At 71.5% G+C, this 21,856-nt stretch carries 19 protein-coding genes and 4 pseudogenes; 12 read left to right on the forward strand and 11 right to left on the reverse strand.

Features of this window, described 5'->3' with window-relative positions:
- Positions 1-67: 67 nt before the first annotated feature.
- From ABZT03_RS28805 to xylB, 4 genes and pseudogenes are all read right to left on the reverse strand, one after another.
- Positions 68-667 carry an N-acetylmuramoyl-L-alanine amidase gene (locus ABZT03_RS28805; protein ID WP_356044521.1) on the reverse strand — a complete coding sequence of 200 codons (600 nt, stop codon included), beginning with the start codon at positions 665-667 and terminating at the stop codon, positions 68-70.
- A gap of 47 nt (positions 668-714) precedes the next feature.
- Positions 715-873 (reverse strand): annotated as a pseudogene (locus tag ABZT03_RS28810) (acetamidase); the annotation flags it as partial.
- 315 nt (positions 874-1,188) lie between these two features.
- Positions 1,189-2,412, reverse strand: a complete 1,224-nt coding sequence (locus tag ABZT03_RS28815) for an ROK family transcriptional regulator (protein WP_356044523.1) — start codon at positions 2,410-2,412, stop codon at positions 1,189-1,191.
- Between the two features lie 44 nt (positions 2,413-2,456).
- Entirely contained in the window at positions 2,457-3,902 is a 1,446-nt protein-coding gene (gene xylB / locus ABZT03_RS28820; RefSeq protein ID WP_356044525.1) for a xylulokinase, read from the reverse strand.
- Positions 3,903-4,085: 183 nt separating this feature from the next.
- Between xylB and xylA the strand changes: the two genes are divergently transcribed.
- Together xylA and ABZT03_RS28830 are read left to right on the forward strand one after the other, a co-directional pair.
- A complete protein-coding gene (gene xylA, locus ABZT03_RS28825) occupies positions 4,086-5,252 on the forward strand; it encodes a xylose isomerase (RefSeq protein ID WP_356044528.1) in 1,167 nt (388 codons plus the stop codon).
- 382 nt (positions 5,253-5,634) lie between these two features.
- Positions 5,635-5,868, forward strand: coding sequence for a hypothetical protein (locus ABZT03_RS28830; protein ID WP_356044531.1), 234 nt, complete (start codon positions 5,635-5,637; stop codon positions 5,866-5,868).
- Positions 5,869-5,881: 13 nt separating this feature from the next.
- Here the strand turns inward: ABZT03_RS28830 and ABZT03_RS28835 are convergent.
- Both ABZT03_RS28835 and ABZT03_RS28840 read right to left on the reverse strand, forming a co-directional pair.
- Positions 5,882-6,442 (reverse strand): annotated as a pseudogene (locus tag ABZT03_RS28835) (SNF2-related protein); the annotation flags it as partial.
- Positions 6,346-6,588 (reverse strand): hypothetical protein, encoded by a 243-nt coding sequence (locus tag ABZT03_RS28840; RefSeq protein ID WP_356044564.1) that lies wholly within the window; start codon positions 6,586-6,588, stop codon positions 6,346-6,348. The gene ABZT03_RS28840 and the pseudogene ABZT03_RS28835, both read right to left, overlap by 97 nt.
- A 436-nt stretch (positions 6,589-7,024) precedes the next feature.
- Between ABZT03_RS28840 and ABZT03_RS28845 the strand changes: the two genes are divergently transcribed.
- The 3 genes from ABZT03_RS28845 (at position 7,025) to ABZT03_RS28855 (ending at position 8,709) form a co-directional block, all read left to right on the forward strand.
- A complete protein-coding gene (locus ABZT03_RS28845; protein ID WP_356044532.1) occupies positions 7,025-7,393 on the forward strand; it encodes a helix-turn-helix domain-containing protein in 369 nt (122 codons plus the stop codon).
- A 530-nt stretch (positions 7,394-7,923) separates the two neighbouring features.
- Entirely contained in the window at positions 7,924-8,223 is a 300-nt protein-coding gene (locus ABZT03_RS28850) for a carboxymuconolactone decarboxylase family protein (protein ID WP_356044535.1), read from the forward strand.
- A gap of 192 nt (positions 8,224-8,415) precedes the next feature.
- Positions 8,416-8,709, forward strand: a complete 294-nt coding sequence (locus tag ABZT03_RS28855) for a DUF1330 domain-containing protein (RefSeq protein ID WP_356044538.1) — start codon at positions 8,416-8,418, stop codon at positions 8,707-8,709.
- A gap of 530 nt (positions 8,710-9,239) precedes the next feature.
- On the opposite strand, the gene ABZT03_RS28860 is transcribed toward ABZT03_RS28855, so the two are convergent.
- Entirely contained in the window at positions 9,240-11,267 is a 2,028-nt protein-coding gene (locus ABZT03_RS28860) for an ATP-dependent DNA helicase (protein ID WP_356044541.1), read from the reverse strand.
- A gap of 407 nt (positions 11,268-11,674) precedes the next feature.
- Positions 11,675-11,953: pseudogene (locus ABZT03_RS28865) on the reverse strand (ATP-dependent helicase); the annotation flags it as partial.
- 585 nt (positions 11,954-12,538) lie between these two features.
- On the opposite strand from ABZT03_RS28865, the pseudogene ABZT03_RS28870 reads away from it, so the two are divergent.
- Together ABZT03_RS28870 and ABZT03_RS28875 are read left to right on the forward strand one after the other, a co-directional pair.
- Positions 12,539-13,587, forward strand: a pseudogene (locus ABZT03_RS28870) (acyl-CoA desaturase).
- Between the two features lie 167 nt (positions 13,588-13,754).
- Positions 13,755-13,937: a hypothetical protein gene (locus ABZT03_RS28875; protein ID WP_356044544.1), complete on the forward strand. Its 183-nt coding sequence runs from the start codon at positions 13,755-13,757 to the stop codon at positions 13,935-13,937.
- A 170-nt stretch (positions 13,938-14,107) separates the two neighbouring features.
- Here the strand turns inward: ABZT03_RS28875 and ABZT03_RS28880 are convergent, their stop codons facing one another.
- The 3 genes from ABZT03_RS28880 to ABZT03_RS28890 form a co-directional block, all read right to left on the reverse strand.
- The gene (locus ABZT03_RS28880) at positions 14,108-14,953 is read right to left on the reverse strand and encodes a hypothetical protein (RefSeq protein WP_356044545.1); all 846 of its coding nucleotides are present in this window, start codon (positions 14,951-14,953) and stop codon (positions 14,108-14,110) included.
- 135 nt (positions 14,954-15,088) lie between these two features.
- Complete coding sequence (locus ABZT03_RS28885; RefSeq protein WP_356044547.1) at positions 15,089-15,385, reverse strand: hypothetical protein; 297 nt, start codon at positions 15,383-15,385, stop codon at positions 15,089-15,091.
- 559 nt (positions 15,386-15,944) lie between these two features.
- Positions 15,945-16,544, reverse strand: a complete 600-nt coding sequence (locus ABZT03_RS28890; protein ID WP_356044548.1) for a class I SAM-dependent methyltransferase — start codon at positions 16,542-16,544, stop codon at positions 15,945-15,947.
- 152 nt (positions 16,545-16,696) lie between these two features.
- Between ABZT03_RS28890 and ABZT03_RS28895 the strand changes: the two genes are divergently transcribed.
- From ABZT03_RS28895 to ABZT03_RS28915, 5 genes are all read left to right on the forward strand, one after another.
- Positions 16,697-17,488 (forward strand): MHYT domain-containing protein, encoded by a 792-nt coding sequence (locus tag ABZT03_RS28895; protein WP_356044550.1) that lies wholly within the window; start codon positions 16,697-16,699, stop codon positions 17,486-17,488.
- Positions 17,489-17,533: 45 nt separating this feature from the next.
- Positions 17,534-20,068: a sensor histidine kinase gene (locus ABZT03_RS28900; RefSeq protein WP_356044551.1), complete on the forward strand. Its 2,535-nt coding sequence runs from the start codon at positions 17,534-17,536 to the stop codon at positions 20,066-20,068.
- Positions 20,065-20,502 (forward strand): roadblock/LC7 domain-containing protein, encoded by a 438-nt coding sequence (locus tag ABZT03_RS28905; RefSeq protein ID WP_356044554.1) that lies wholly within the window; start codon positions 20,065-20,067, stop codon positions 20,500-20,502. Before ABZT03_RS28900 ends, ABZT03_RS28905 begins: the two co-directional genes overlap by 4 nt.
- A 21-nt stretch (positions 20,503-20,523) precedes the next feature.
- Positions 20,524-20,937 (forward strand): DUF742 domain-containing protein, encoded by a 414-nt coding sequence (locus ABZT03_RS28910; protein WP_356044556.1) that lies wholly within the window; start codon positions 20,524-20,526, stop codon positions 20,935-20,937.
- Between the two features lie 236 nt (positions 20,938-21,173).
- Positions 21,174-21,779, forward strand: a complete 606-nt coding sequence (locus ABZT03_RS28915) for an ATP/GTP-binding protein (RefSeq protein WP_356044558.1) — start codon at positions 21,174-21,176, stop codon at positions 21,777-21,779.
- Positions 21,780-21,856 lie beyond the last annotated feature (77 nt).

Here is a 21,856-nt window from a genome sequence, read left to right on the forward strand (position 1 = left end):
CCACTGCGCCCGGGCCGTCCACGCCGACGCGACGAGGCACGCCGGCCCGACTCGGAACCGACCGCTGTCAGGCGTAGTTGACCAGTCTCACGTAGCGGACCCAGTCCCAGTTCGGTCCCGGGTCGGTGTGGTCGGAGCCCGGTACCTCGTAGTGGCCGATGATGTGGGACCGGTCCTTCGGGATGCCGTACGTCCTGCAGACCGCCGCCGTGAGTCTGGCGGACTGCTCGTACATCGCGTCGGTGAAGTAGGCGGGCCGGTCCACCCAGCCCTCGTGTTCGATGCCGATGCTGCGCGTGTTGTAGCTCCAGTTCCCGGCGTGCCAGGCGACGTCGGCCTCGCGGACGCACTGCACCACGTGCCCGTCCACCGAGCGGACCACGTAGTGCGCGGACACCTGCTTCTGCGGGTTCTGGAAAATGGACAGCGTGTCGCCGTACGTCTCCTGTGTGACGTGGATGACCACCCGGTCCACGGAGTATGCGCCGGGGCGTTCGGAGACCGTGTAGTTGGACTTCGAGGCCGGCTGCCACTCGGCCGGCGGGTAGTCGACGGCCTGCGTCCCGGCCCCTGCTGTGGCCTCCGGGAGCAGGGCGTAGGGGAGTGCGGCGAGTGCGGCTCCTCTCAGCAGCAGCCGTCTGGTGAGTTCGGGTCGTGCGCGTTCCATGGACGATTGCCTCTCGACAAGGGGAGGACACGGTCTGTTCGGCGCGGCCAGTGCACCAGATCGCGCCGGGATATCCGCAACGCGTCCTCTCGTGGGCGCGCCGGAGCCGTCGGGATGCTGTGGGTGTCCGACTCGGCGCGGGGCCACGCGGTGGCGAGCCCCGTGAGTGGTTCGACGATCACCACGGTGTTCATCGCGCACCCGACCCAGACCCCGACTCCGACCCCGCAGGTTCCCCCTCGCCCCGTCTGCTCGGCCTCCTAGTCACGGCCGTAGGGCCGCAACCGTGCGGCGCCCGCTCATCCCCGCACCGCTCGATCCCGCGGAAGTCCTGTAGTGCGCCGGGAGAGTCCCGGACATCTCTCCCTGCCATGTGTTTCCCCCTCGTACGCTCGGCACCTGGACGCCGTCGGCCGGACAGGTCGGGTGCGCCTCACGTGAATCACGCTACGGCGTATGCGGGTTGGGCAGAAGGACGGTCCGCGCATCCGTGGACAGCCGGTGGATTGTGGAGAACTTCCTCACCCGATCGGGTGAGCAGCCCGTTCCGCCACCGCCGCCGGATCGTCCAGCAACGCCCGGACCACGGAATGCGCGGCCCCGAGCAGAGGGCCCTCGGGGCCCAGCCGCGACACGCTCACCGGACAGGCGGGCCCCGCCGTACGGCGGTCCAACTCGGCCTGCAGGGACGGCAGCAGCCAGGGCGCCAGCCCGGACAGCGCACCGCCGAGCACGACACTCTCGGGGTCCAGCAGGTTGACCGCCCCGGTCAGTGCGACACCGAACGCCTCTCCCGCGTCGCGCAGAGCCCGCCGTACGTCCTCGTCGCCGTCCGCCGCACGCCCCGCGAGGAGTCCGACGCGGTCCTCGCCCGGCGCCAGGCCGGCCGCGCGCAGTACGGCCTCCTCGCCGGCGTACTGCTCCAGACACCCCCGTCCGCCGCACGCGCAGGCGGGCCCCTCCGGGCGGACCGGCACGTGCCCCAACTCGCCGGCGAAGCCCCGTGTTCCGCGCAGCAGTCCTCCACCCACGACGAGTGCCGCGCCGATGCCGATCTCCGCGGACACATGCAGGAAGTCGCGCGGTGTGCCCTCGCCGAGCCAGAGTTCGGCCAGGGCCCCGAAGTTGGCCTCGTTGTCCACAGTCAGCGGGAATCCGAAGGGCAGCAGGGTGCCGAGGTCCGTGTCGTGCCAGCCGAGGTTCGGGGCGCGCACCACGGTCCGGGCGTCGCGCGCCACCAGTCCCGGCACGGCCACGGCGAGCCCGGCCGGCCACAGGCCCTCGCGTTCCGCCTCGGTGACGACCCGCCGCACCAGCGAGGTGAGGGACTCGACCACGGGTTCCGGGGAGCTCCCGCGGTTCGTTCCGTGCCGTACGGCTCTGGCCCGCACCTCACCGCGCAGGTCGACCGCGCAGACCGCGAGATGGTCGACGCCGATTTCGGCGCCTATGCCGGCCGGACCGTGTCCGCTGACGGCGAGCGCCGAACCCGGCCGGCCCACCCGGCCGGGCCGCTCGGGGCCCAGTTCCTCGATCAGGCCCGAGCGGATCAGTTCCTCGACCAGGGTCGACACCGCCGCCCGGGTCAGACCTATGCGGGAGGCGACGGCGGCACGCGAGAGCGGCCCCTCGGCGCTGACGGTGTGCATCACGCGCGCGAGGTTGCGGCGGCGCATGCCCTGCTGGGTGTCGGGCAGCGCGCGACCGGGACCGGCCGGGTGGGCCTCGTGCGGGGGTGCGGTCATGCCGGTCAGTCCTCGGTCGGAGTGCGTACGCGTGTGCGTGCCCGTCAGCGGGTGTCCGTGGAGCGAGCCAGCAGCGGGGCCGCGTCGGAGAGTACCCCGGCGATCCTGGCCAGCGTCGCCTCGTCCCGCTCCACGGCGTCGAGCACGGGTCCGGCGGCCGTGTTCCAGCGCCTTGCGACCGCCGCGGGGTCCTCGCCGGTCAGGAGGCCGGCGGCCTGGGCCGCGGCGCCGAGCGCGACCAGTTCCCTGGCCTCGGGCACCTGCACCGGACGCCCGGAGAGCCGTCGTACGGTCTGCTGCCAGGCCGTCCCGCGGGCGCCGCCGCCGATCAGCAGCAGCGGGACGGAGCGGTCCGCGTCCTCGTCGATGACCAGGTCGAGGGCGCCCAGCAGGGAGTGCACGGCACCGTCGTAGGCGGCCTGGAGGAGCTGGCCGCCGGTCGTGTCGTGTCGCAGTCCGTGCAGCAGCCCGGAGGCGCCTGGCAGGGCGGGGGTGCGCTCGCCGTCCAGGTAGGGGAGCAGCGTCACGTCGGCGGTTGGCTCCACGGCCTCGCGGTCGAGCCCCAGGAGAGCCGCTACGCGGTCCACGGCGAGGGTGCAGTTCAGGGTGCAGGCCAGGGGCAGCCAGTCGCCGTGGGCGTCGGCGAAGCCCGCGACCGTGCCGCTCGGATCGGCGGGGCGCCGCTTCGAGACCGCGTACACCGTGCCGGACGTGCCGAGGCTCAGCACCGGCGTGCCGGGGCGCAGGCCGAGGCCGAGGGCGGCGGCCGCGTTGTCGCCGGTGCCGGCTGCGACCAGGGTGCCCTTGGAGAACGGCAGGTCGTGACTGTCGCGCACGGTTCCCGCGACCTCGCCGGGGCGCACCACGCGGGGCAGCAGCGCCGGGTCGAGCCCCACGCGCGCGAGAATGTCGTCGTCGTACGACTCGGTCGCCGACGCCCACCAGCCGGTGCCGGAGGCGTCGCCTCGGTCGGTCGTGCCGAGGCCGGTGAGTCGCTCGGTGAGGTAGTCGTGGGGGAGACGCACCGCCTTGGTCGCGCGGACCGCCTCCGGTTCGTTCTCGGCCAGCCAGGCCCACTTGGTGACCGTGAACGACGGGCCGGGCACACTTCCGACGCGCTCCGCCCACGCTTTCGGGCCGCCCAGTTCCTCGATGAGACGGCGGGCTTGCGGTGCCGAGCGCACGTCGTTCCACAGCAGTGCGGGACGCACCGGTTCACCGCGGCCGTCCAGGGTGACCAGACCGTGCTGCTGGCCGCCGATGGACACCGCCGCCGCCTCGCGAGCCGCGTCGCCGCACTGGTGCAGCGCCTCGCACAGCGCGTCCCACCACTGGCGCGGATCGCTCTCCCGGCCCGCGCCGGTGGAGACGGTGTGCGCCGCCTGGCCGCTCGCGACGACCTGGCCGGTGGACGCGTCGACCACCAGCGCCTTGGTGGACTGGGTGGACGTGTCCACGCCGACGACGAGCGGACCCTCGGCTGCTGACATCGGGCTCTCCCTATTTTTCCGCGGCTCCGCGGGGCTCTGACCTGGTGTTTCCGGGGACGCCCGGGCTGCGGTGACCCGGACCTCGCTCCCTCAGGGACATCTTGTCCCTTCCCAGGGAAGCGTGGGCATACTAATTTGTAAACTGCCATGACGAAATAGTCGGAGCAAGCAAGGAGCCGCGGTATGAACTACCAGCCCACCCCCGAGGACAGGTTCACCTTCGGCCTGTGGACCGTCGGCTGGCAGGGAAGGGACCCGTTCGGCGACGCCACCCGCCGAGCCCTCGACCCGGTCGAGACGGTGCAGCGCCTGGCCGGGCTCGGCGCCCACGGTGTGACCTTCCACGACGATGACCTGATCCCCTTCGGGTCCTCGGACACCGAGCGCGAGGCGCACATCAAGCGCTTCCGTGAGGCCCTCGACGCGACCGGCATGAAGGTGCCGATGGCGACCACGAACCTCTTCACGCACCCCGTCTTCAAGGACGGCGCGTTCACCGCCAACGACCGCGACGTGCGCCGCTACGCGCTGCGCAAGACGATCCGCAACATCGATCTGGCGGCCGAGCTCGGCGCCGAGACCTATGTCGCCTGGGGCGGCCGGGAGGGTGCCGAGTCCGGGGCCGCCAAGGACGTGCGCGTCGCTCTCGACCGGATGAAGGAGGCCTTCGACCTTCTCGGCGAGTACGTGACCGAGCAGGGCTACGACCTGCGCTTCGCGATCGAGCCCAAGCCGAACGAGCCGCGCGGTGACATCCTGCTGCCCACCGTCGGCCACGCCCTCGCGTTCATCGAGCGCCTGGAGCGCCCCGAGCTGTACGGCGTGAACCCGGAGGTCGGCCACGAGCAGATGGCCGGGCTCAACTTCCCGCACGGCATCGCCCAGGCCCTGTGGGCCGGCAAGCTCTTCCACATCGACCTCAACGGCCAGTCCGGCATCAAGTACGACCAGGACCTGCGCTTCGGCGCCGGCGACCTGCGTGCGGCCTTCTGGCTCGTCGACCTGCTGGAGAGGGCCGGCTACTCCGGCCCGAAGCACTTCGACTTCAAGCCGCCGCGGACCGAGGACCTCGACGGCGTGTGGGCGTCGGCCGAGGGCTGCATGCGCAACTACCTGATCCTCAAGGAGCGCGCGGCAGCCTTCCGCGCCGATCCGGAGGTCCAGGAGGCGCTGAGCGCCTCGCGGCTGGACGAGCTGGCGCAGCCGACGGCCGCGGACGGTCTGAAGGCGCTGCTCGCGGACCGTGCGGCTTTCGAGGAGTTCGACATCGAGGCGGCCGCCGCGCGCGGGATGGCGTTCGAGCGCCTCGACCAGCTGGCGATGGACCACCTGCTGGGAGCCCGCGGCTGAGTGCACGCGCGCGCGTGTGCGTGCGCCGCGGACCCCTTCGCGGCGCACGCGGCGGTGGACGACCCCCGCGTGGAATGCTCCGGAATCATGTGGTCCATGACATGACTGCGTATCAACTCCCGTGCGGGGGTCGCGCTCTGCCCGCTCCGCCGCGACGCTTGGCGGTATGGCCATGCCACCCGTACCGCCTCAGCCGCCCGGGCCACCGGGGGGCACGCCGCCTTCGGGTGGCGGTTTCGGACCGCCTACACAGTCCTACGGTGGCTGGGCGCCAGGTCCGCCCGACGGCCCACCCGGTCGCCGTGGTCCGGGCGGTCGCCGCACCGCCCTGTTCGTTCTCCTCGCCGTTCTCGCGGCAGCGGCGGCCGTTGTCGTCGTGGTGATGATGGCCTCGGGTAACGACGACTCGCCCGACGGGAAGTCGTCGCCCGGTGCCGGGGAGAGCGCGAGCCGCTCTCCCGGATCGTCGCCCGCCTTCCCGAGCGAGCTGCCCAGTAGCCTGCCCTCAGGGCTGCCGAGCGAACTGCCGAGCGGGCTGCCCAGCGATCTGCTGAGCGACCTGCCCAGCGACCTGGAGTCGCTGATCCCGTCCCTGCCGACCGACGCGCTGCCGTAGGACGGCCGGCGGCCGTCAGTAACTTCACGATCAGGCCCCGCCGCGCCATGCTGTCCGTTCCCGGGATCTCGGCGAGTGTCTCGCGCACCACGGCCTCGTAGAGGGCCGCCTGCTCGTGCGTGAGCGACACGGCACGGTCGGTCTCGGTCTTCGACGGGAGTTCGGGAGCGATCCCCGGGTTGGACTTCCGCCGCCGCAGCAGGAAAGGGCGCCCACCAGACGGGCCGACCGCTCCGCCGCGGCCGGGGCACGGCCGCACTGGCGGCGACGGACCGCGCGTACCGCGTGCGGAAGGTGCCCAGCCGGCCCAGCAACACCGGGGTCGTCCAGTAGCGGCTCGCCCAGAGTTCCGACAGGTTGGCCGGTGAGCGCCACGCGCGCGTGCGCCGATCGTGCGCAGCTGGCGGGTCGCGGCCGACTACGGGTTCTTCACGTGCTGGGCCCCGTCCGCCACGACCATGCCCCACGGCACTCCGGCTAGCCCGGCCGCCTCGAGACGCATCGTCGCGTAGGTGGTGAGCACGAACTCGCCGTCGGCCAGATCGGCGAGGCGTTCAGCGTCGTGCGCTCGCCGGTGATCAGGCTGCGCGCCGGACCGGACAGGCGCAACAGGGCGTCGCTGTCGGTCAGCCGGGCGCCGTCGGCGACGCTCGCCTCGATCTCGGCCTTGGGATCGACCTGCGCGAAGACCTCGGCGACCGCGGGGAGGCCGGCGGCAATGCCGCTCTGCCGGGTGCGGACTTCGGCCGTGGCCGCTAGGTCTTCGGGAACACTCCACGCGGTGTGATGTCGTTCCCCGAGGCGTCCTCGGCCAGGGCGACGGAGACGGCGGTTCGTCCCGCAGTCGAGGGAAACCGCGTCGTGGTCATCTGGTCTCCCTCTCCGCGTGGGCGTTGAGCCTGGCCGTCACCACCACTGACGCAGCTGCAGCGCAGGTGGTGCTCCCAGGCGGTGATCGTGGGATTCCGCAGCGCAGGGTGCGGGGCGACGCGGGTGGGTGGTTGCCACGATGGTCCCCTTCGCTTCGTTTTCCGAAGCAATCCTCGATGGTAGCGTTTCGGAATCCGAAGCATCAACCTTGGAGGCTGGACTCCACGCCATGCCAACCCCAAAACCCGGCAAGCCGGTTCGTGGTTCGACCACCGGTCGCCCCCTCATGGCCGCACTCGACCTGTTCGGGCGGCGGTGGAGCCTGCGCATCCTTTGGGAGCTGCGCGGGGGCCCCCTTGGGTTTCGCCCCTTGCAGAAGCAGTGCGACGACATGTCCTCCAGCGTGATGCGGCAGCGCCTGACCGAACTGCTGGATGCCCACGTGGTTCACCAACTACCCGACAGCCGGTACGAGCTCACTCCACTGGGGCGGGACGCCTGCCTCGCACTCGGCCCCCTCGTCCAGTGGTCGGAGCGCTGGGCGGCGATGCTCGACCCGCAACCGGCGCATCGCGACAGTGAGCGGCCCGCCGACGGCACCTCGCGTCCCGACGTCGTGGGCGACGGGGTACCCGAGAGGGATTCCGCCGGCTGACGCCCGCGCGGCCTGGGCGGACGGCGCGTTCGGAACCTCCGCCCGGCAGCTGGGTCCTCGCCAAGCTGGGTGAGGTGATAGGCGTCGCCGTGCAGAGGGAGCACGCGGCGCCGGTCAGCTCGCCCAGCCGGGTGCTGAGCACGCTCGATGGCTTGCGTTCACGACGGCGCTGCAAATCCCGTAAGCCTGCCGGGACTTGGCTCAGTTGCCACAGGATGAGCAGCGTCCAGCGCCGCCCGAGCAGATCGAGTGCAGCCATGACAGGGCGCCCTGAATCGGACCCCCGTACCGGTCAACCCGACCGAGGCGTTCTGGCTTCCATGCCCACTCCTTGCGCTTCGGGTTTCGAAGCATCATAGTGATTCGAAAACCGAAGCAGGAGATGCCCATGCCGCGCATCGAACCGCTCTCCCCGCCATATCCCGCGCCCATCGCCCAGGCACTGCGCCGATGGATGCCTCCCGGCGTGACAGGCGAGCCGCTCACAACTGTTCCGGGTACTGCACCGCAACCCGGAACTGGCCTCACGCATGTTCGCCCTGGAGGCCGGCCTGCTGGGCCACGGACTTCTTCCCGCCATCGACCGCGAGATCATCATCGCCCGAGTAACCGCACGCACCGGCTGCGCCTACGAATGGGGGGCACACGCCGCGACCCTCGCCCAGCAGGCCGGACTGAGCCAGGAACAGCTCCAGGCCACCACCGACGTCGACGCCGCAGCCAACACCGCGTGGCTGCCTCGTCATGCGGCACTGCTCAACGCCGTCGACGAGAGGACGGCTTGGGCGGGACATCGTTCACGACTTCATCCGGGCAGGGATGTCTGGTGACCTGAGCTTTTGGTACGAGTTGCAGGCAGGGCTCCATCGCCAACTGAGACATCGTCCTATCTCAACAGCACACCACAATCAGCCAGTCCCTTGCGAACCGCCCTCTGAAATGCCCGGTGATCCGTCGCCGGGCCGATCAATCCGAGTGTCGACTCGAAGCCTGGCACGCTTGTCCGAACACAGGAGGTTTCCATGGCCAAGGGCTACTGGGTCAGTGTCTACCGCACCATTTCCGACCCCGAGAAGCTAGCCGCCTACAACAAGCTGGCCGGTCCGGCCGTGCAGGCCGGGGGCGGGAGGAGGCTCGCCGTCGGCGGTCGGGTCGTCGCCCACGACGCCGGAATCGCCGAGCGCACCGTCCTGATCGAGTTCGACACCTTTGAACAGGCGGTCGCGGCACGCGAGAGCGCGGCATACCAGGAGGCGCTGGTCGTCCTTTCCGACGGCGTCGAACGCGACTTCCGCATCATCGAAGGCGTCGACTGACCGGCGCACTGACGTTCAGGCCGGCCTGGCGGCCCCGCTGGCCTCGTCGGCAGAACTCAGGCTCGCCCCAAGCGAACCGCGAACCGGTACTCATGCAACAGATCGGTCCAGCGGGCAAACGGATCTGATCACCAGCGGCACGTCCAGCATCCATCTGCTGTGTCACCCGTCGGGGCTACTTTCATGAAAGACCAGTGACCAGCAGGAATGTCGGCCGAGGGCCTTTTTTGCGATCTCCAGTGTGCACGCGAGTGTGCACGAGTGCCCGAGAAAAACTGACTCACACTCCTGTCCAACATTGCGGGACAAGCCTTACCCGTCCGAGGCGAACCCCTCGGACGGGTAGAACACGTCGCAGACTCCGTCGGTCCCAGTCCGCGGGGACCCGGTAGCCGGCTCTCTCGTTGGACGACGCACGCGGGAAGGCAGGACATCAGGCTGAGCAGGGAGGCCGGGGCTACACCAGTGCGCATGTTGACGGCGCGTCGGGGCACGTGCGCGCCCGCGGCGACCACGCGGGCGCCGCGCCATCATGCGGGCTGGGTGGTGATGGTGCACAGGCGCTTGGTGGCGCGGGTCAGGGCCACATACAGGTCCCTCTCCCCGCCGGGGCGTGCCGTGATGATCTCCTCCGGGTTCAGGACGACGACCCCGTCGAACTCGAGGCCACGTGCTTCGGACGCGGGCACGATGCGTGCGTGGTCGGCGATGCCGTGAGCCGCCAACTGGCTCACCCGGGTGTCCGCGCAGATCACTCCCAGGAGTTCGTCCGGCTGCGCGGTGCTCTGGGCGCGCAGTTCCTCCACGAGGGCGGTGACCAACCCGTCCGCATGTGTGGTCACGGTGCGCGGGCTCTCACCGCTGCGCAGTGACCGTGTGGGCCGCTGGTCCGGAGCGATCCGTGCGAGCAGGTCCCGGACGTTCTCCAGGATCTCCCGCGTGGTGCGGTAACTGACCGTCAGGTCGTGCAGTCTGAACCGCGTCCCGACATTCGGGCTCAGGGCTTCCTTCCAGTCGCGTGCCGTCGTGGCCGGCCCTGACTGGGCGAAGTCACCCACCAGCGTCATCGCCCTCCCCGGGCAGCGGCGGACGATCATCCGCCACTGCATAGCGGTCAGTTCCTGCGCCTCGTCGACGACGACGTGCCCGTACGTCCGCTCGGGCGGGCCGTCGACCAGGCTCGCCGCCTCGTCCAGCAACGGCACGTCCGCATCGGTCCACGGGGCGTCCGGGGCACGCAGGAGAAGGGACCGCTCCTGCGGGGTCAGGGTCGGCAGGAGCTCGGCCAGGGCGTCGGCATCCGTCAGCAGTGCCTTCACGAGGTCGCCTGGTACCAGCCTCGGCCACAGCGCCTCGACAGCCCGGTCGACACCGGCGTCGTCGAGGAGATCGGCCCCGATGGCGTCCAGGTCCAGCTCGTGGACCGGGCCCGGGTCGGCGGCGCCCTCGGTACGGCGCTGGGCGACCCCCGTGAACCGGTCGAAGTTCAGGCCCGTCATCTGCTCGGCATCGGCGTCGATCTGCTCCAGGAGGTCGCCCATGTCCCGTTGCATCGCGTCGGTGACGGCGTCGACCAGGAGTTCCTTGAACGCCTGGCGCGCGGGGTTGTGGCCGGATGCGGCCGCCAGCGCGGCGGCGCGTGCAGTGGCGACCTCCTTCTCGGAGAGGTGGACCAGTTCCTGCCCGACCCGGACGGTGAAGTCTCCGGCGGGGGCCTGGTGGTCTCGCAGCAGGCCGGCCAGGGCGTCGGCGAGGTCCGGGCCGCCCTTGAGGCGCGCCGTGTCAAACGGGTCCACCGCGTCCGGGGACACTCCAGCCAGTTCCTGACAGGTCGCCAGATCGACGTCGTTCTCCCCGAGCGAGGGAAGGACCTGGGAGATGTAGTCGAGGAAACGGGCGTTGGGGCCCACCACGAGGACGCCTTCCTCCGCGGCGCGCGGGAACGCGTACAGGACGTAGGCCGCCCGGTGCAGGGCGACCACCGTCTTGCCGGTGCCGGGCCCGCCCTGCACCACGGTCACCCCGCGGTGGGCGGAGCGGACGATCTCGTCCTGCTCGGCCTGCAGCGTCGCGACGGCCGCGTGCATCCTGCCCGTACGCCGTGCCGACAGAGCCTCGGTCAACGGGCCGTCCCCCACGGCGTCTTCGTCGGTCGGGGCGGTCCCGTCGAGCAGTTCGTCGCTCACTGAGACGACCGTGCGCTCCTCGAGGCGCAGGTGCCGGCGCCGCCGTAGATCCATCGGGTGGACCGGTGTCGCCTCGTAGAAGGGCCGCGCCGCGTTCGCGCGCCAGTCCACGAGCAGCGGCAGGTCGTCCTCCTCCGTGTGCAGTCCGATCCGCCCGATGCGCAGGGTCGTGCCGTCCGTCCAGTCGATGCGCCCGAAGACCAGCCCCTTCTCGGCGCCTTCCAGCCGGCCGATCTCCCTGGTCAGACGGTCGGCGGCGATCTCTCTCTCGTACGCCTCGCCGGCACCGTCCGCCGGGGCCTTCAGAACACTCGCCCGGTTCACTCGCGCCTCGGAAAGCCGCTCGGTGAGCAGCTCATACAATGAGGACACGTAACCTTGCTCCGATTCAACCGCACGCACGGCTGAATCATTTATGTTTGACAACAAGGGCTCCTTCGATTCGAGCCGCACCATACGGCCAAAGTTCCCTAAAGGTAAGTCTTGACCTGCTTGTTGCATCTATGTCCTTACGGCTGACCGCGCTTCATGTCATGCATTCCGTCGCGTCCCTTGAATTCTGGTGATGCTTTCCCGTGCACTGGGAAAGCAGTGAATCCATGGGAAAGGTTCGCGGTCGCGTCACAGGCCGGTACAGGGCTGGCCTGCATCCAAATGCGGACACCGGCGGCCGCCGTAATCCGGTTGAGCGACGCGGCGAGTCGGGGGTGATGTTCCCGCCGCCGTGTGCGGCCCGGATGCCGGACCTCAACGACTCAACATGCTGACGTGACACGGAAGATCAGCGTGATCGTCTTGCCGAGGCCCATGTCGTCGCCCAAACAGCAGCCGAGTCCCAGAGACGTCGTCCGGGCCAGCCGGCTCAGCCCCCGCCGCTGGTCGTCCCGCAGGGTGGCCGCTGGTGCGGCGGGCTGCTCCACCGGCGCCTGGCCCTCCGGGTCCGCAAGCCGTTCCCGCAGCGTCTCCAGCCACCTGTGGCCTGGGCGTCGACCCCGCCGGCCGTCGACGTCCGCGGAGCCCGTGAGAGCGGCGCCGAGCGCGTCGACCGGGGTCATCCGGCGACCCCACGCGCGCGGGCGGCAGGGCGAGTACGGCGGCCGTGCCCCAGAACGCGGTCGCCGGGTGGCCATGGGTGCCGGCACGCGCGCGAGTGAGGAGCGGCAGGGCGTCGCGCACCGGCAGCCGGACGGCGGACACGCTCACCGGGGTGACCGCCGCGCCGTCGGGCGCGGCCGCGGTCAGCGTCTCCGCGACCCCTGCGGTGACGACGGGTGGCTCGGTGTCGTCGGGCCGCCAGAAGAAGGCGCTGCCCGCGCGCGCCGGTTCACCGGGCACGAACACGGCGCTGCAACGGGCCAGGTCCGCGATCTCGGGCGCTGTCGTCCAAGGAACCGTCTGCACAGCGATGCGGCACTCCTCAAATTTGACTACCCGGTCGGAGTCGCCGAGGGTACAGCACCGCGCGCCACGACGGTCTCTCCACCTCCGGACCTGGCTCACGGACTGCAAGGGGTGTCGTCAACCCCCCATCGGCGAGGGGCCGACCCCCGTGCGGACACGGGGGATGGCTGGATGGCCCCCACCGCACGCCGGTCCGTACGTTTCCTCAGGTCAGCCCTTGCTGAGAGAGCCGGAGCCCGCACATGCCCCAGACCTCAGCCGTAGCGGAACGCCGACCGGGGCCGTCCCCCGCACACTCCGGGAGCGACTTCGCACCTCTCCTGCGCACGGTCAAGGCGCGCGGCCTCCTGGGGCGGCGACACGGCTGGTACGCGCGTGCCATCGCCCTCAACGTCGTCGCCCTTGCGGCAGTCGTCACCGGAGTCACCCTGAACGGCGACTCCTGGTGGACCCTGCTCGTCGCCCCGCCCCTCGCCGTGCTCTGTGCCCGCACTGCCTTCATCGGCCACGACGCCGGACACGCCCAGCTCACCGGGAACCGGACCGCCGGACGCGTCATCGGACTGGTCCACGCCAACCTGCTGCTGGGACTGAGCTACTCCTGGTGGAACCGCAAGCACAACCGCCACCATGCCCACCCCAACCACATCGACAAGTATCCTGACGTCGCCGCGGACGTCCCCGTCTTCACCGGCGAACAGGCCAAGGACCGCACCGGCTTCCGGCGTCTGCTCACCCGCCACCAGGCGTGGCTGTTATTTCCGCTCACCCTGCTCGAAGGCGTCGCCCTCAAGGTCCACGGATTCCGCGACCTGCGCCGCCAGCCGCCCCGCGAACGATCCGCGGAAGCCGTACTCCTGGCGACCCATGCCGCGGGCTGCGCGACGCTGCGGCTCACGTCCATGTCCCCCGGCAAGGCGCTCGCTTTCGCCGCCCTTCACCAAGCTCTGTTCGGCCTGCACCTGGGACTCGCGTTCGCACCCGACCACAAGGGCATGGCGATGCCGGACCCGGACGCCGAGCCCTGGGGGCATCTGCGCCGCCAGGTCCTCACTCGCGCAACATCCGTGGCGGCGCCGTCACCGACTGGTTCCTCGGCGGTCTCAACTACCAGGTCGAGCACCACGTCTTCCCGAGCATGCCCCGCCCGCATCTCCGTATCGCCCAACCTCTGGTGCGCGCCCACTGCCAGGAGTTGGATGTGCCGTACGCGGAGACTGGTCTCCTCGACTCCTACCGGCAGGCGCTGCGCCACATGCACAAGGTGGGGCAGTCACTGCGGGCGGAGTAGGCACCCGGCAGCCGACCGCCCGCGAGGCGGACGACCCGACTACGAGCCGCGCGACCCAGTAGGGGGCCATCTCAGGGGCGTCTCAGGGTCGCCGTCCGGAACCATGCGAAGCACGAAGCCGTTTTTCTGATCAGAGAGCGGCCGTGGCCGCGAAGGAGGCGACACACATGTCGAAGAACGCGAAGATCGCCGCAGGAGGTGTGGCGGTCGGGCTGATCCTGCTGATCTGGCTGCCCTGGTGGGCCTCGCTCCTGATAATCCTGGGGGTTCCGGCGGCCGCGTACCTCGCGCTCGACCCCTCGCAGCGGCGCAGGCTGCGCCGCGTCACCCGCAAGGAGATCGGCCGCTGACGCACCCCGGTCCCGGTGCGCCGCCTCGAGCGCGGCGCACCGGCGTCCGGAGCGGCGCCCGTGCCACGGAAGGCCGTGGAACCACCAGGCTCGGGCCCGGCAGTCGGCCCTGCGTAGCCCGCCACGATCCGCCCGCACCAATGAAGGGCCGGGACGAAAGCGAGGCGGCGTCAACTGGGACGTACGGCCATCTTGTCGAGCGCTTCGAGAAGTGCCGGCAGCTTGGGCCCCCGGCCCACCGGCAGCACCTCACCGGGCTCCGCGTCGAGGAGCACGAAGGCGATGTCGTCGGTGCGGGCCACCAGGGACCAGCCGGGACCGTCCGCGCGCAGGATCCGGGCGTCCCCCGAGGCGAAGGAGGACCGGACACGACCGAGCGGCGGCGGAGTGTCCACGTACGCCTGCACCTCGGCGAGCACCCGCTGCACGTTGCTGAGGCCCACCTTGCCGGCAGGTGCCTCGTCCGCGTCCGACGCTGCCTCGTCCTCTGTGGACGCGGCGGTCGGGCTCGGGAAGTCCGCTTCGTCGATCTGCTCCCGCCACACCGACCACCGCAGCGCGATCTCGTCGGCGCCCATGCGGCGCTGCGCCGGGCCCCAGACGCTCGTGTCCGGCGGCGACAGCGGCGCCCCGTCAACCAGCTCGGGGCCGGGATCATGCGGCGCGGGCACACCCGGCGCCGCGACGGCGACAGCGAGGGGCCAGCCGGGCAGCGCGGCGACGACCGTGTGCTCCTGCGGAGACAGCTCGTGCTCCATGCCGCAGTCCCAGGACGCGATGGCGACCGCGACCAGGGAGACGTCGTCGATGACGACCGTCCAGCGGGCGCCCTCCCCGTCCTGGCCCAGCACCAGTCCGTACCCGTCGGCCAGCGGTGCCAGACCGAGTGCCGCGCAGGCTTCCGGATAGTCGTCGCCGAGGACGCTCGGGAACTTCGCAGGCGTCAGCAGTGCTGCCGTTAGCACATACAGCGCGTCGTCCGCGGCGGCGACGGTTTCCTCTTCCGTCCCTGCCATCCCAGCCTCCCCATTCATTCGTCCAACCGCGCGCACCCTAGTGCGACCGGAAGCCGCTTGTCACGACCGTGAAGCACACCCGGAGCTGCGGTTTCCGGCAGGAAGGGGCGAATCGACCATCCGCGCGGCGCGGTTTCATACCGCCGGTAGCCCAAGGAGTGCTCGAGCCACCGTACGCGGCGACTCGTCCCGCTCCCGCGCGAGGGCCACGACCGCCCGGCACGCCAGCTCGTTCACCCCGAACGACAGCGCTTCCGGTGACACCCAGCCCGCCGCCTCGTCGATCCGGTCCTGGTCGTCCTCCGCACAGGCCGCGACATAGGTGGCGGCTGCCTCGAACAGGTTGTGCCCGTGAGTGTCCGGGCCGGTGTCCGCCCCGGTGCGCAGCGCGTCGAGGAATCCGGCGACGGACCTGCGGAGCCTGGCGAGCATGCTGACCACCTTCCCTCCTCGTGACTGATATCGCTCATCGTCCGTGCCCTGTCACCCACCGTAGAGTTGGAGCTTCGGTGGCAGAAGGGGGCGGTGCGGTTCCGCCCACGAATCCCCATGGGACTGCACCCGAGCCCTGGGACTCGCTCGCCCTCTACCCACCTACGCCTTGCCGCGCGTCGACCGACCGCTCGCCGAGAGGGCCGAGTTCACCCGGCGAGCCCGGAGACGTTACGACGACACCGCGCTGCTGCTCGGCGCCGTCACCCGCCCGTTCGTCGACGCGCCGCGCCGTACGGCTGCGGGGACGCGCTGCACGCCTGCCGCCGCCGCGCCGGGACTGCATCACGCCCGGTCAAACCGGCAGAACCGGCAGAACAGCAGATCAAGGGCCACCCCAACGGTCACCGGTTGGACGAGCGGGCCACCATTCCACCCCCGGCCTGCGGGGTTGCCCCGTCCGCCACCTGAACGGATCGCCCGTTGAGTGAACCCCCAGACCCACACCCACACCCACAGCACCCGGACCCGGACCACGGGCATGGGCCGGCTCGGCGGGTCAGACCGCGCGGGTCGCCAGTGCGAGGAACCGGGCGTCCTCGTCGACGTACGAGGTCATGTGCCACCCCGAAGCGGTCAGCAGTGGGCGGAGATTCGCCTCGGCGCGCAGATCGTCCGGGGTGAGCTGCCGCCCCTGGCGTGCCGCGAGCGCCGCCCTGCCGATCGGGTGGAACAGGGCCAGGGTGCCGCCCGGCCGCACCACACGGGCCAGTTCCCGCAGATTGTCGACCGGGCGCGGCAGATGGGAGACGAGCCCCGCGCCGAACACCGCGTCCAGCGACCGTGACCGCAGCGGAAGCGCGGTGACGTCGGCGAGCAGCAACTGTCCCTCCTGGTCGCGGCCGGCCCCGGCGGCGGCCCGCAGCATGGCGGGGGTCAGATCGGCGCCGAGGACCACCCCGGAGGGCCCCACCGCGGCACGCAGAGGCGGGAGAGCGCGTCCGGTTCCGCAGCCCGCGTCGAGGACCCGGTCGCCCGCCCGCAGCCCGAGGGCGCCGACCGCGGACGCGTAGGCGGGGCCGTCGTCGGGGAACCGGCTGTCCCAGTCGGCGGCCCGGGCGGAGAAGAACTCCTGGACGTGTGTGTGGTCGTCGCTCATGCTCGGCATGATTCCGCACCGACACGGATGACGCCTCGGCGCGCACGTTCGAGCGTGCGGCGATCGTTCAGGCGCACACCTGTGTCATGTTGCAACACCTTTCGAAATGCGCCCCCTTTATGCGCCCTTGACCCGGCTAGCGTCCCGGGGTCATGGGACACCTGGACCACGCCTCCTTCGGCTGGCTGACCCCCGTGCTGTCGTACGTGATGGCCTGCATCGGCGCCGCACTGGGGCTGCGCTGCACCGTCCGCGCGCTCGGCGCCACCGGGCGCTCGCGCCGCAACTGGCTCGTCACCGCGGCCTCGGCCATCGGCACCGGCATCTGGACCATGCACTTCGTGGCCATGCTGGGGTTCGGCGTCAGCGGCACCGACATCCGTTACGACGTGCCGCTCACCATCGTGAGCCTGCTCGTCGCCATGATCGTCGTGTGTGCCGGCGTCTTCGCCGTCGGATACGGCAAGGACCGAGCCCGCGCGCTCTTCCTCGGCGGCCTCACCACCGGACTCGGCGTCGCGAGCATGCACTACCTGGGCATGGCGGCGGTACGACTGCACGGCACCGTCAGCTACGACCCCGCCCTGGTCGGACTGTCCGTCGTCATCGCCGTCGTCGCGGCGACGGCGGCCCTGTGGGCGGCCCTCAACATCAGGTCACCCGTCGCCGTCACCGTCGCCTCGCTGATCATGGGCGCGGCGGTGACGAGCATGCACTACACCGGGATGTTCGCGGTCGGTGTGCGCGTCACACCCTCCGGCGCGCCCCTGCCCGGGGCCACCGCGATGCAGTTCATCTTCCCGCTCGCCGTCGGCCTCGGTTCCTACCTGTTCCTGACGTCGGCCTTCGTCGCACTGTCGCCGACCTCGCGCGAGCGCGCGGCGTCCGCGTCGGCCCAGCAGTCCGTCGAGGGCGCCGTTCCGCAGGGTGCGACGCACGCGTGACGGCGCCGACGGCACGACCCCGACCCACTTCCGAGCGAGGAGGCCATGCGTACACCGCGTAGGACCCCCACAGCAGGCGGCGAGACACCGTCGTCACCACCGGTGCGCGGCCGCCGCGCGCACGCCGGACCGCCGGCCGACGAAGTGCCGGACGACCCACTGGAGGCGTCGCCCGACGACATACCCGCGCGCGTGGGGCACTGGCGGATACGGCCACGCACTGTCCGGGCCAAGATCGTCTGCCTGCTGATGGTGCCGGTCGTCTCGCTGCTGGCCCTGTGGGCGTTCGCCACCGTCAGCACGGCCCAGGACGTGTCCCGGCTGCGCCAGTTGCAGCGGGTGGACGCCGAGATCCGCTCGCCCGTCGCGCGCACCGTGGCCGCGCTCCAGGCCGAGCGTGAGGCCGCCGTACGCCATGCCACCGACCCCTCCGCCGTCCACGGCGAGGACCTCAGGAAGCTGGCGCGCGACACGGACCGGGCGGTGGCGGACCTACGGCTCGGCGACGACACCACCATCGCCGACGGCGGCGAGGCACCCGCCGGGGTGGCCCGGCGCCTGGAGGCGTTCGTCACCGGAGCCGAGCGACTGGGTCCCCTGCGCGCCGCGGTGCTGGAGCGGCGCGTGGGATGGCGCGAGACCTACGGGCGGTACACGACGACGATCGCGTCCGCCTTCGGAGTGGGAGGAGCCCTCACCGGCATCCAGGACGCCGAACTCGGTTCTGAGGCGCGCGTGCTGCTCGAGTTCTCCCGCGCGGGCGAGGCACTGGCCCGGGAGAACGCCGTGCTGGCCGGCGCGCGCCTGGCAGGGGGCCTCTCCGGCGAGCGGCTGCGGCTGTTCACGGGCGCCGTCGACACGCGCCGCGCCTTCACCGAGTCCGCCGTCGGCGACCTGCGCGGCCCCGAACAGGCCGCCTGGCAGACGCTCGCCGCCGGTGACGCCTACAGCGCCGTCACCACGTCGGAGGATCGGGCCCTCGCCGCCACCCCGGGCACGCGTGCCCTCGCCGCGGCGCCGGAACCCGCCTGGGACAGGGCGCACGCAGCCCTGCGGGACGGCATGCGCACCATCGAGGCGGACGCGGGAAACGGGGTCGCCGACCAGGCCGACCCGTTCACCCGGGGTCTGCTCACCCCTGCGGGCGCCGCCGTCCTCTTCGGCCTCCTCGCCGTCGCCGCGTCACTCGTCATCTCCGTGCGCATCGGCCGCGGTCTCGTCATCGAACTGGTCGGGCTGCGCAACAGCGCACTGGAGATCGCCCGGCGCAAACTCCCCGAAGCCATGCGGAGACTGCGCGCGGGGGAGGAGATCGACGTACGGGCGGAGGCCCCGCCCGGGCCGCCCGCGGAGGACGAGGCAGGACAGGTCGCCGAGGCTCTCGGCACGGTGCACCGCGCCGCGCTGCGGGCGGCGGTCGAGCGTGCCGAACTCGCCGGCGGCATCTCCGGGGTCTTCGTCAACCTCGCGCGGCGCAGCCAGATCCTCGTGCACCGCCAACTGGGCCTGCTCGACAGCATGGAACGGCGCTCCGACGACCCGAACGAGCTCAGCGACCTGTTCCGGCTCGACCACCTCACCACCCGGATGCGACGCCACGCGGAAAGCCTGATCATCCTCTCCGGAGCGGCTCCCGGCCGGGCCTGGCGGGTGCCGGTCTCCCTGACCGACGTGGTGCGCGCGGCCGTCTCCGAAGTCGAGGACTACGCGCGCGTGGAGGTACGGCAACTGCCCGACGCGTCCGTCCTCGGCGCCGCCGTCGCCGACCTCACCCACCTCCTGGCCGAGATCATCGAGAACGCGGCGCAGTTCTCCCCGCCCCACACCCGGGTGCGCGTCACCGGCGAGCCCGTCGGCAACGGCTACGCCGTCGAGGTGGAGGACCGGGGCCTGGGCATGGGCAAGGAGACCCTCGCCGAGGCCAACCAGCGCATCGAGCAGTCCGAGGCACTCGACCTCTTCGACAGCGACCGGCTGGGCCTCTTCGTGGTCAGCAGGCTCGCGGCCCGGCACGGCATCAAGGTGCACCTGCGCACCTCTCCCTACGGCGGCACCACAGCCGTCGTCCTGCTGCCCACCGCGCTACTGCACGCCGGCCGGCCGGAACGTTCCCCCCGGCGCACCGCCGAAGCGAAGCGGTTCGCGGACCACGACCACGCGCGCGTGCCGCGCTCAGAACGGCTGCACGAGCCCGTCCCGGCGTCGGCCGGCCGGCCCGCGCTGGTGGCACCCGCGGCGACCGCGGCCGGGACGACCGGCGACACCCCGCCTCCCGGAGTCACCACCTTGCGACTGCATCGCCCGCCGGACGACGCCGACGAACCCGGGGAGTCCGAGGACCTTCCGCGCCGGGTCCGGCAGGCCAGCCTGGCTCCCCAACTGCGGGAGCGGCGCGCGGAGGAACCGGCCGACACGCCCCCCGCGCGCGGTGACGACGCGCGTACCCCGGAACTGGTGAGGGACCGCATGACGGCGTACCGCGACGGCTGGACGCGTGGCGGCGGGAGCCGGCCCGGCCGGACCGCCGCCGCGGCGGACCTCCCGGCCGGCAGAGAAAGCAGCGAAGGAGATCCCGCGTGATCCAGGACCCGAGCACGAGAACCGCGCAGCCGTCCGGCGAACTGGACTGGCTGCTGGACGACCTGGTGCTGCGCGTGCGGGAGGTACGGCACGCCGTGGTGCTGTCCAACGACGGACTGGCCGTGGGCGCCTCCACCGACCTCGCGCGCGAGGACGCGGAACACCTCGCCGCGGTCGCCTCCGGCTTCCACAGTCTGGCCAAGGGTGCAGGGCGCCACTTCGGTGCGGGCGGTGTACGCCAGACCATGGTGGAGATGGACGACGGCTTCCTGTTCGTGGCCGCCGCGGGCGACGGCTCCTGCCTCGCCGTCCTCACCGCCGTGACCGCCGACATCGGCCTGGTGGCCTACGAGATGGCGCGGCTGGTCAAACGCGTCGGTGAGCACCTGTACACCGCGCCGCGGATCGGCGCGCGGCCGCCCGCCGCCGGCTGACGCGGAAGGCGGTCCGCAGACATGACCGAGGGCATGAGCGACGTCCCGCGCGAGCCGGGCAGTCAGTGGTACGACAACGAGGCCGGGCCGCTCGTCCGTCCGTACGCCATGACGGGCGGCCGTACCCAACCCGGCCCCTCGGGGGCGCGGTTCGACCTCATCGCCCTCGTCACCCTCGACGCGGGCGCGCCCGGAACCGAGGACGACACCGGGCTCGGGCCCGAGCACCGGGCTCTCCTCGACCTGTGCCACACGGAGACGCAGTCCGTCGCGGAACTCTCCGCGGGCGCGGACCTGCCCGTCGGCGTGGTCCGCGTGCTCCTCGGCGACCTCCTGGAAGGCGGCCGCGTCACCGTGAGCCGCCCGGTGCCCCCCGCGCAACTGCCCGACGAACGGATTCTGCGCGAGGTGATCGAAGGGTTGCGGGCCCTGTAGATGTACGTTCACGACCACCCCGGCCCGTTCGGCGCCGAGTTGCGCACCCGCCCTGAAACACAAAGGACACGAGTCGGCCACATCGGGCAATTTGTGGTCGTACTCACCGCGGGCGGGGCGCAGTTGTCATGATGCTGACTTCGCACACACGTACCCGGGCCGTGCGCGGACCTTCCGCCGGCGCGCGGCCCTGTACGGACGACGACCGTTGCCGGCACTCCCGAGAGAAGTGATCGATGGTCTCCGAGCACTCCGACGCCGCGGACGGCGACACGGCCGCCCTGGCACTCAAGATCCTGGTCGCCGGTGGATTCGGCGTGGGCAAGACCACCCTGGTGGGCGCCGTCAGTGAGATCAGGCCCCTGCGCACCGAGGAACTGCTGAGCGAAGCAGGCCAGTTGGTCGACGACACCGGCGGGGTGGACCAGAAGGTCACCACGACCGTCGCAATGGACTTCGGCCGCATCACCATCCGCTCCGGCCTGTCCCTCTACCTTTTCGGTACACCCGGACAGGACCGGTTCTGGTTCCTGTGGGACGAATTGTCACAGGGGGCCCTCGGCGCCGTCGTCCTCGCCGACACCCGTCGCCTGGAGGACTGCTTCCCCGCGGTGGACTACTTCGAGCACCGGCGCATCCCGTTCGTGGTGGCCGTCAACTGCTTCACGGGTGCACGGTCCTACGGTTCCCAGGACGTGTCGAAGGCCCTCGACCTCGACCGGGGAACGCCCGTCGTCCTGTGCGACGCCCGCGACCGCGACTCGGGCAAGGAGGTCCTGATCCGCCTGGTCGAGTACGCCGGGCGGATGCACACCGCCCGGCTGCTCGACTCGGTCGGCTGACCGGGCAACCCTGAACAGCCCCAGGGTGAGGGGTGGCTTCGCCGTCCGTAACAGGGCGCGATCCGGCCTGCGACGGC

The organism is Streptomyces sp. NPDC005574 (assembly GCF_040605435.1).
Lineage (GTDB): Bacteria > Actinomycetota > Actinomycetes > Streptomycetales > Streptomycetaceae > Streptomyces.

Bases quoted from the DNA above. Each gene is read 5' to 3' on its own strand.
- ABZT03_RS28875 (WP_356044544.1), top strand. From the start codon at position 13,755: ATGTCGAAGAACGCGAAGATCGCCGCAGGAGGTGTGGCGGTCGGGCTG.
- ABZT03_RS28815 (WP_356044523.1), bottom strand. From the start codon at position 2,412: ATGACCGCACCCCCGCACGAGGCCCACCCGGCCGGTCCCGGTCGCGCG.
- ABZT03_RS28850 (WP_356044535.1), top strand. From the start codon at position 7,924: ATGTTCGCCCTGGAGGCCGGCCTGCTGGGCCACGGACTTCTTCCCGCC.
- ABZT03_RS28805 (WP_356044521.1), bottom strand. From the start codon at position 667: ATGGAACGCGCACGACCCGAACTCACCAGACGGCTGCTGCTGAGAGGA.
- xylB (WP_356044525.1), bottom strand. From the start codon at position 3,902: ATGTCAGCAGCCGAGGGTCCGCTCGTCGTCGGCGTGGACACGTCCACC.
- ABZT03_RS28910 (WP_356044556.1), top strand. From the start codon at position 20,524: ATGACCGAGGGCATGAGCGACGTCCCGCGCGAGCCGGGCAGTCAGTGG.
- ABZT03_RS28900 (WP_356044551.1), top strand. From the start codon at position 17,534: ATGCGTACACCGCGTAGGACCCCCACAGCAGGCGGCGAGACACCGTCG.
- ABZT03_RS28880 (WP_356044545.1), bottom strand. From the start codon at position 14,953: ATGGCAGGGACGGAAGAGGAAACCGTCGCCGCCGCGGACGACGCGCTG.
- ABZT03_RS28830 (WP_356044531.1), top strand. From the start codon at position 5,635: ATGATGGCCTCGGGTAACGACGACTCGCCCGACGGGAAGTCGTCGCCC.
- ABZT03_RS28890 (WP_356044548.1), bottom strand. From the start codon at position 16,544: ATGAGCGACGACCACACACACGTCCAGGAGTTCTTCTCCGCCCGGGCC.
- ABZT03_RS28855 (WP_356044538.1), top strand. From the start codon at position 8,416: ATGGCCAAGGGCTACTGGGTCAGTGTCTACCGCACCATTTCCGACCCC.
- xylA (WP_356044528.1), top strand. From the start codon at position 4,086: ATGAACTACCAGCCCACCCCCGAGGACAGGTTCACCTTCGGCCTGTGG.
- ABZT03_RS28915 (WP_356044558.1), top strand. From the start codon at position 21,174: ATGGTCTCCGAGCACTCCGACGCCGCGGACGGCGACACGGCCGCCCTG.
- ABZT03_RS28895 (WP_356044550.1), top strand. From the start codon at position 16,697: ATGGGACACCTGGACCACGCCTCCTTCGGCTGGCTGACCCCCGTGCTG.
- ABZT03_RS28845 (WP_356044532.1), top strand. From the start codon at position 7,025: ATGGCCGCACTCGACCTGTTCGGGCGGCGGTGGAGCCTGCGCATCCTT.
- ABZT03_RS28885 (WP_356044547.1), bottom strand. From the start codon at position 15,385: ATGCTCGCCAGGCTCCGCAGGTCCGTCGCCGGATTCCTCGACGCGCTG.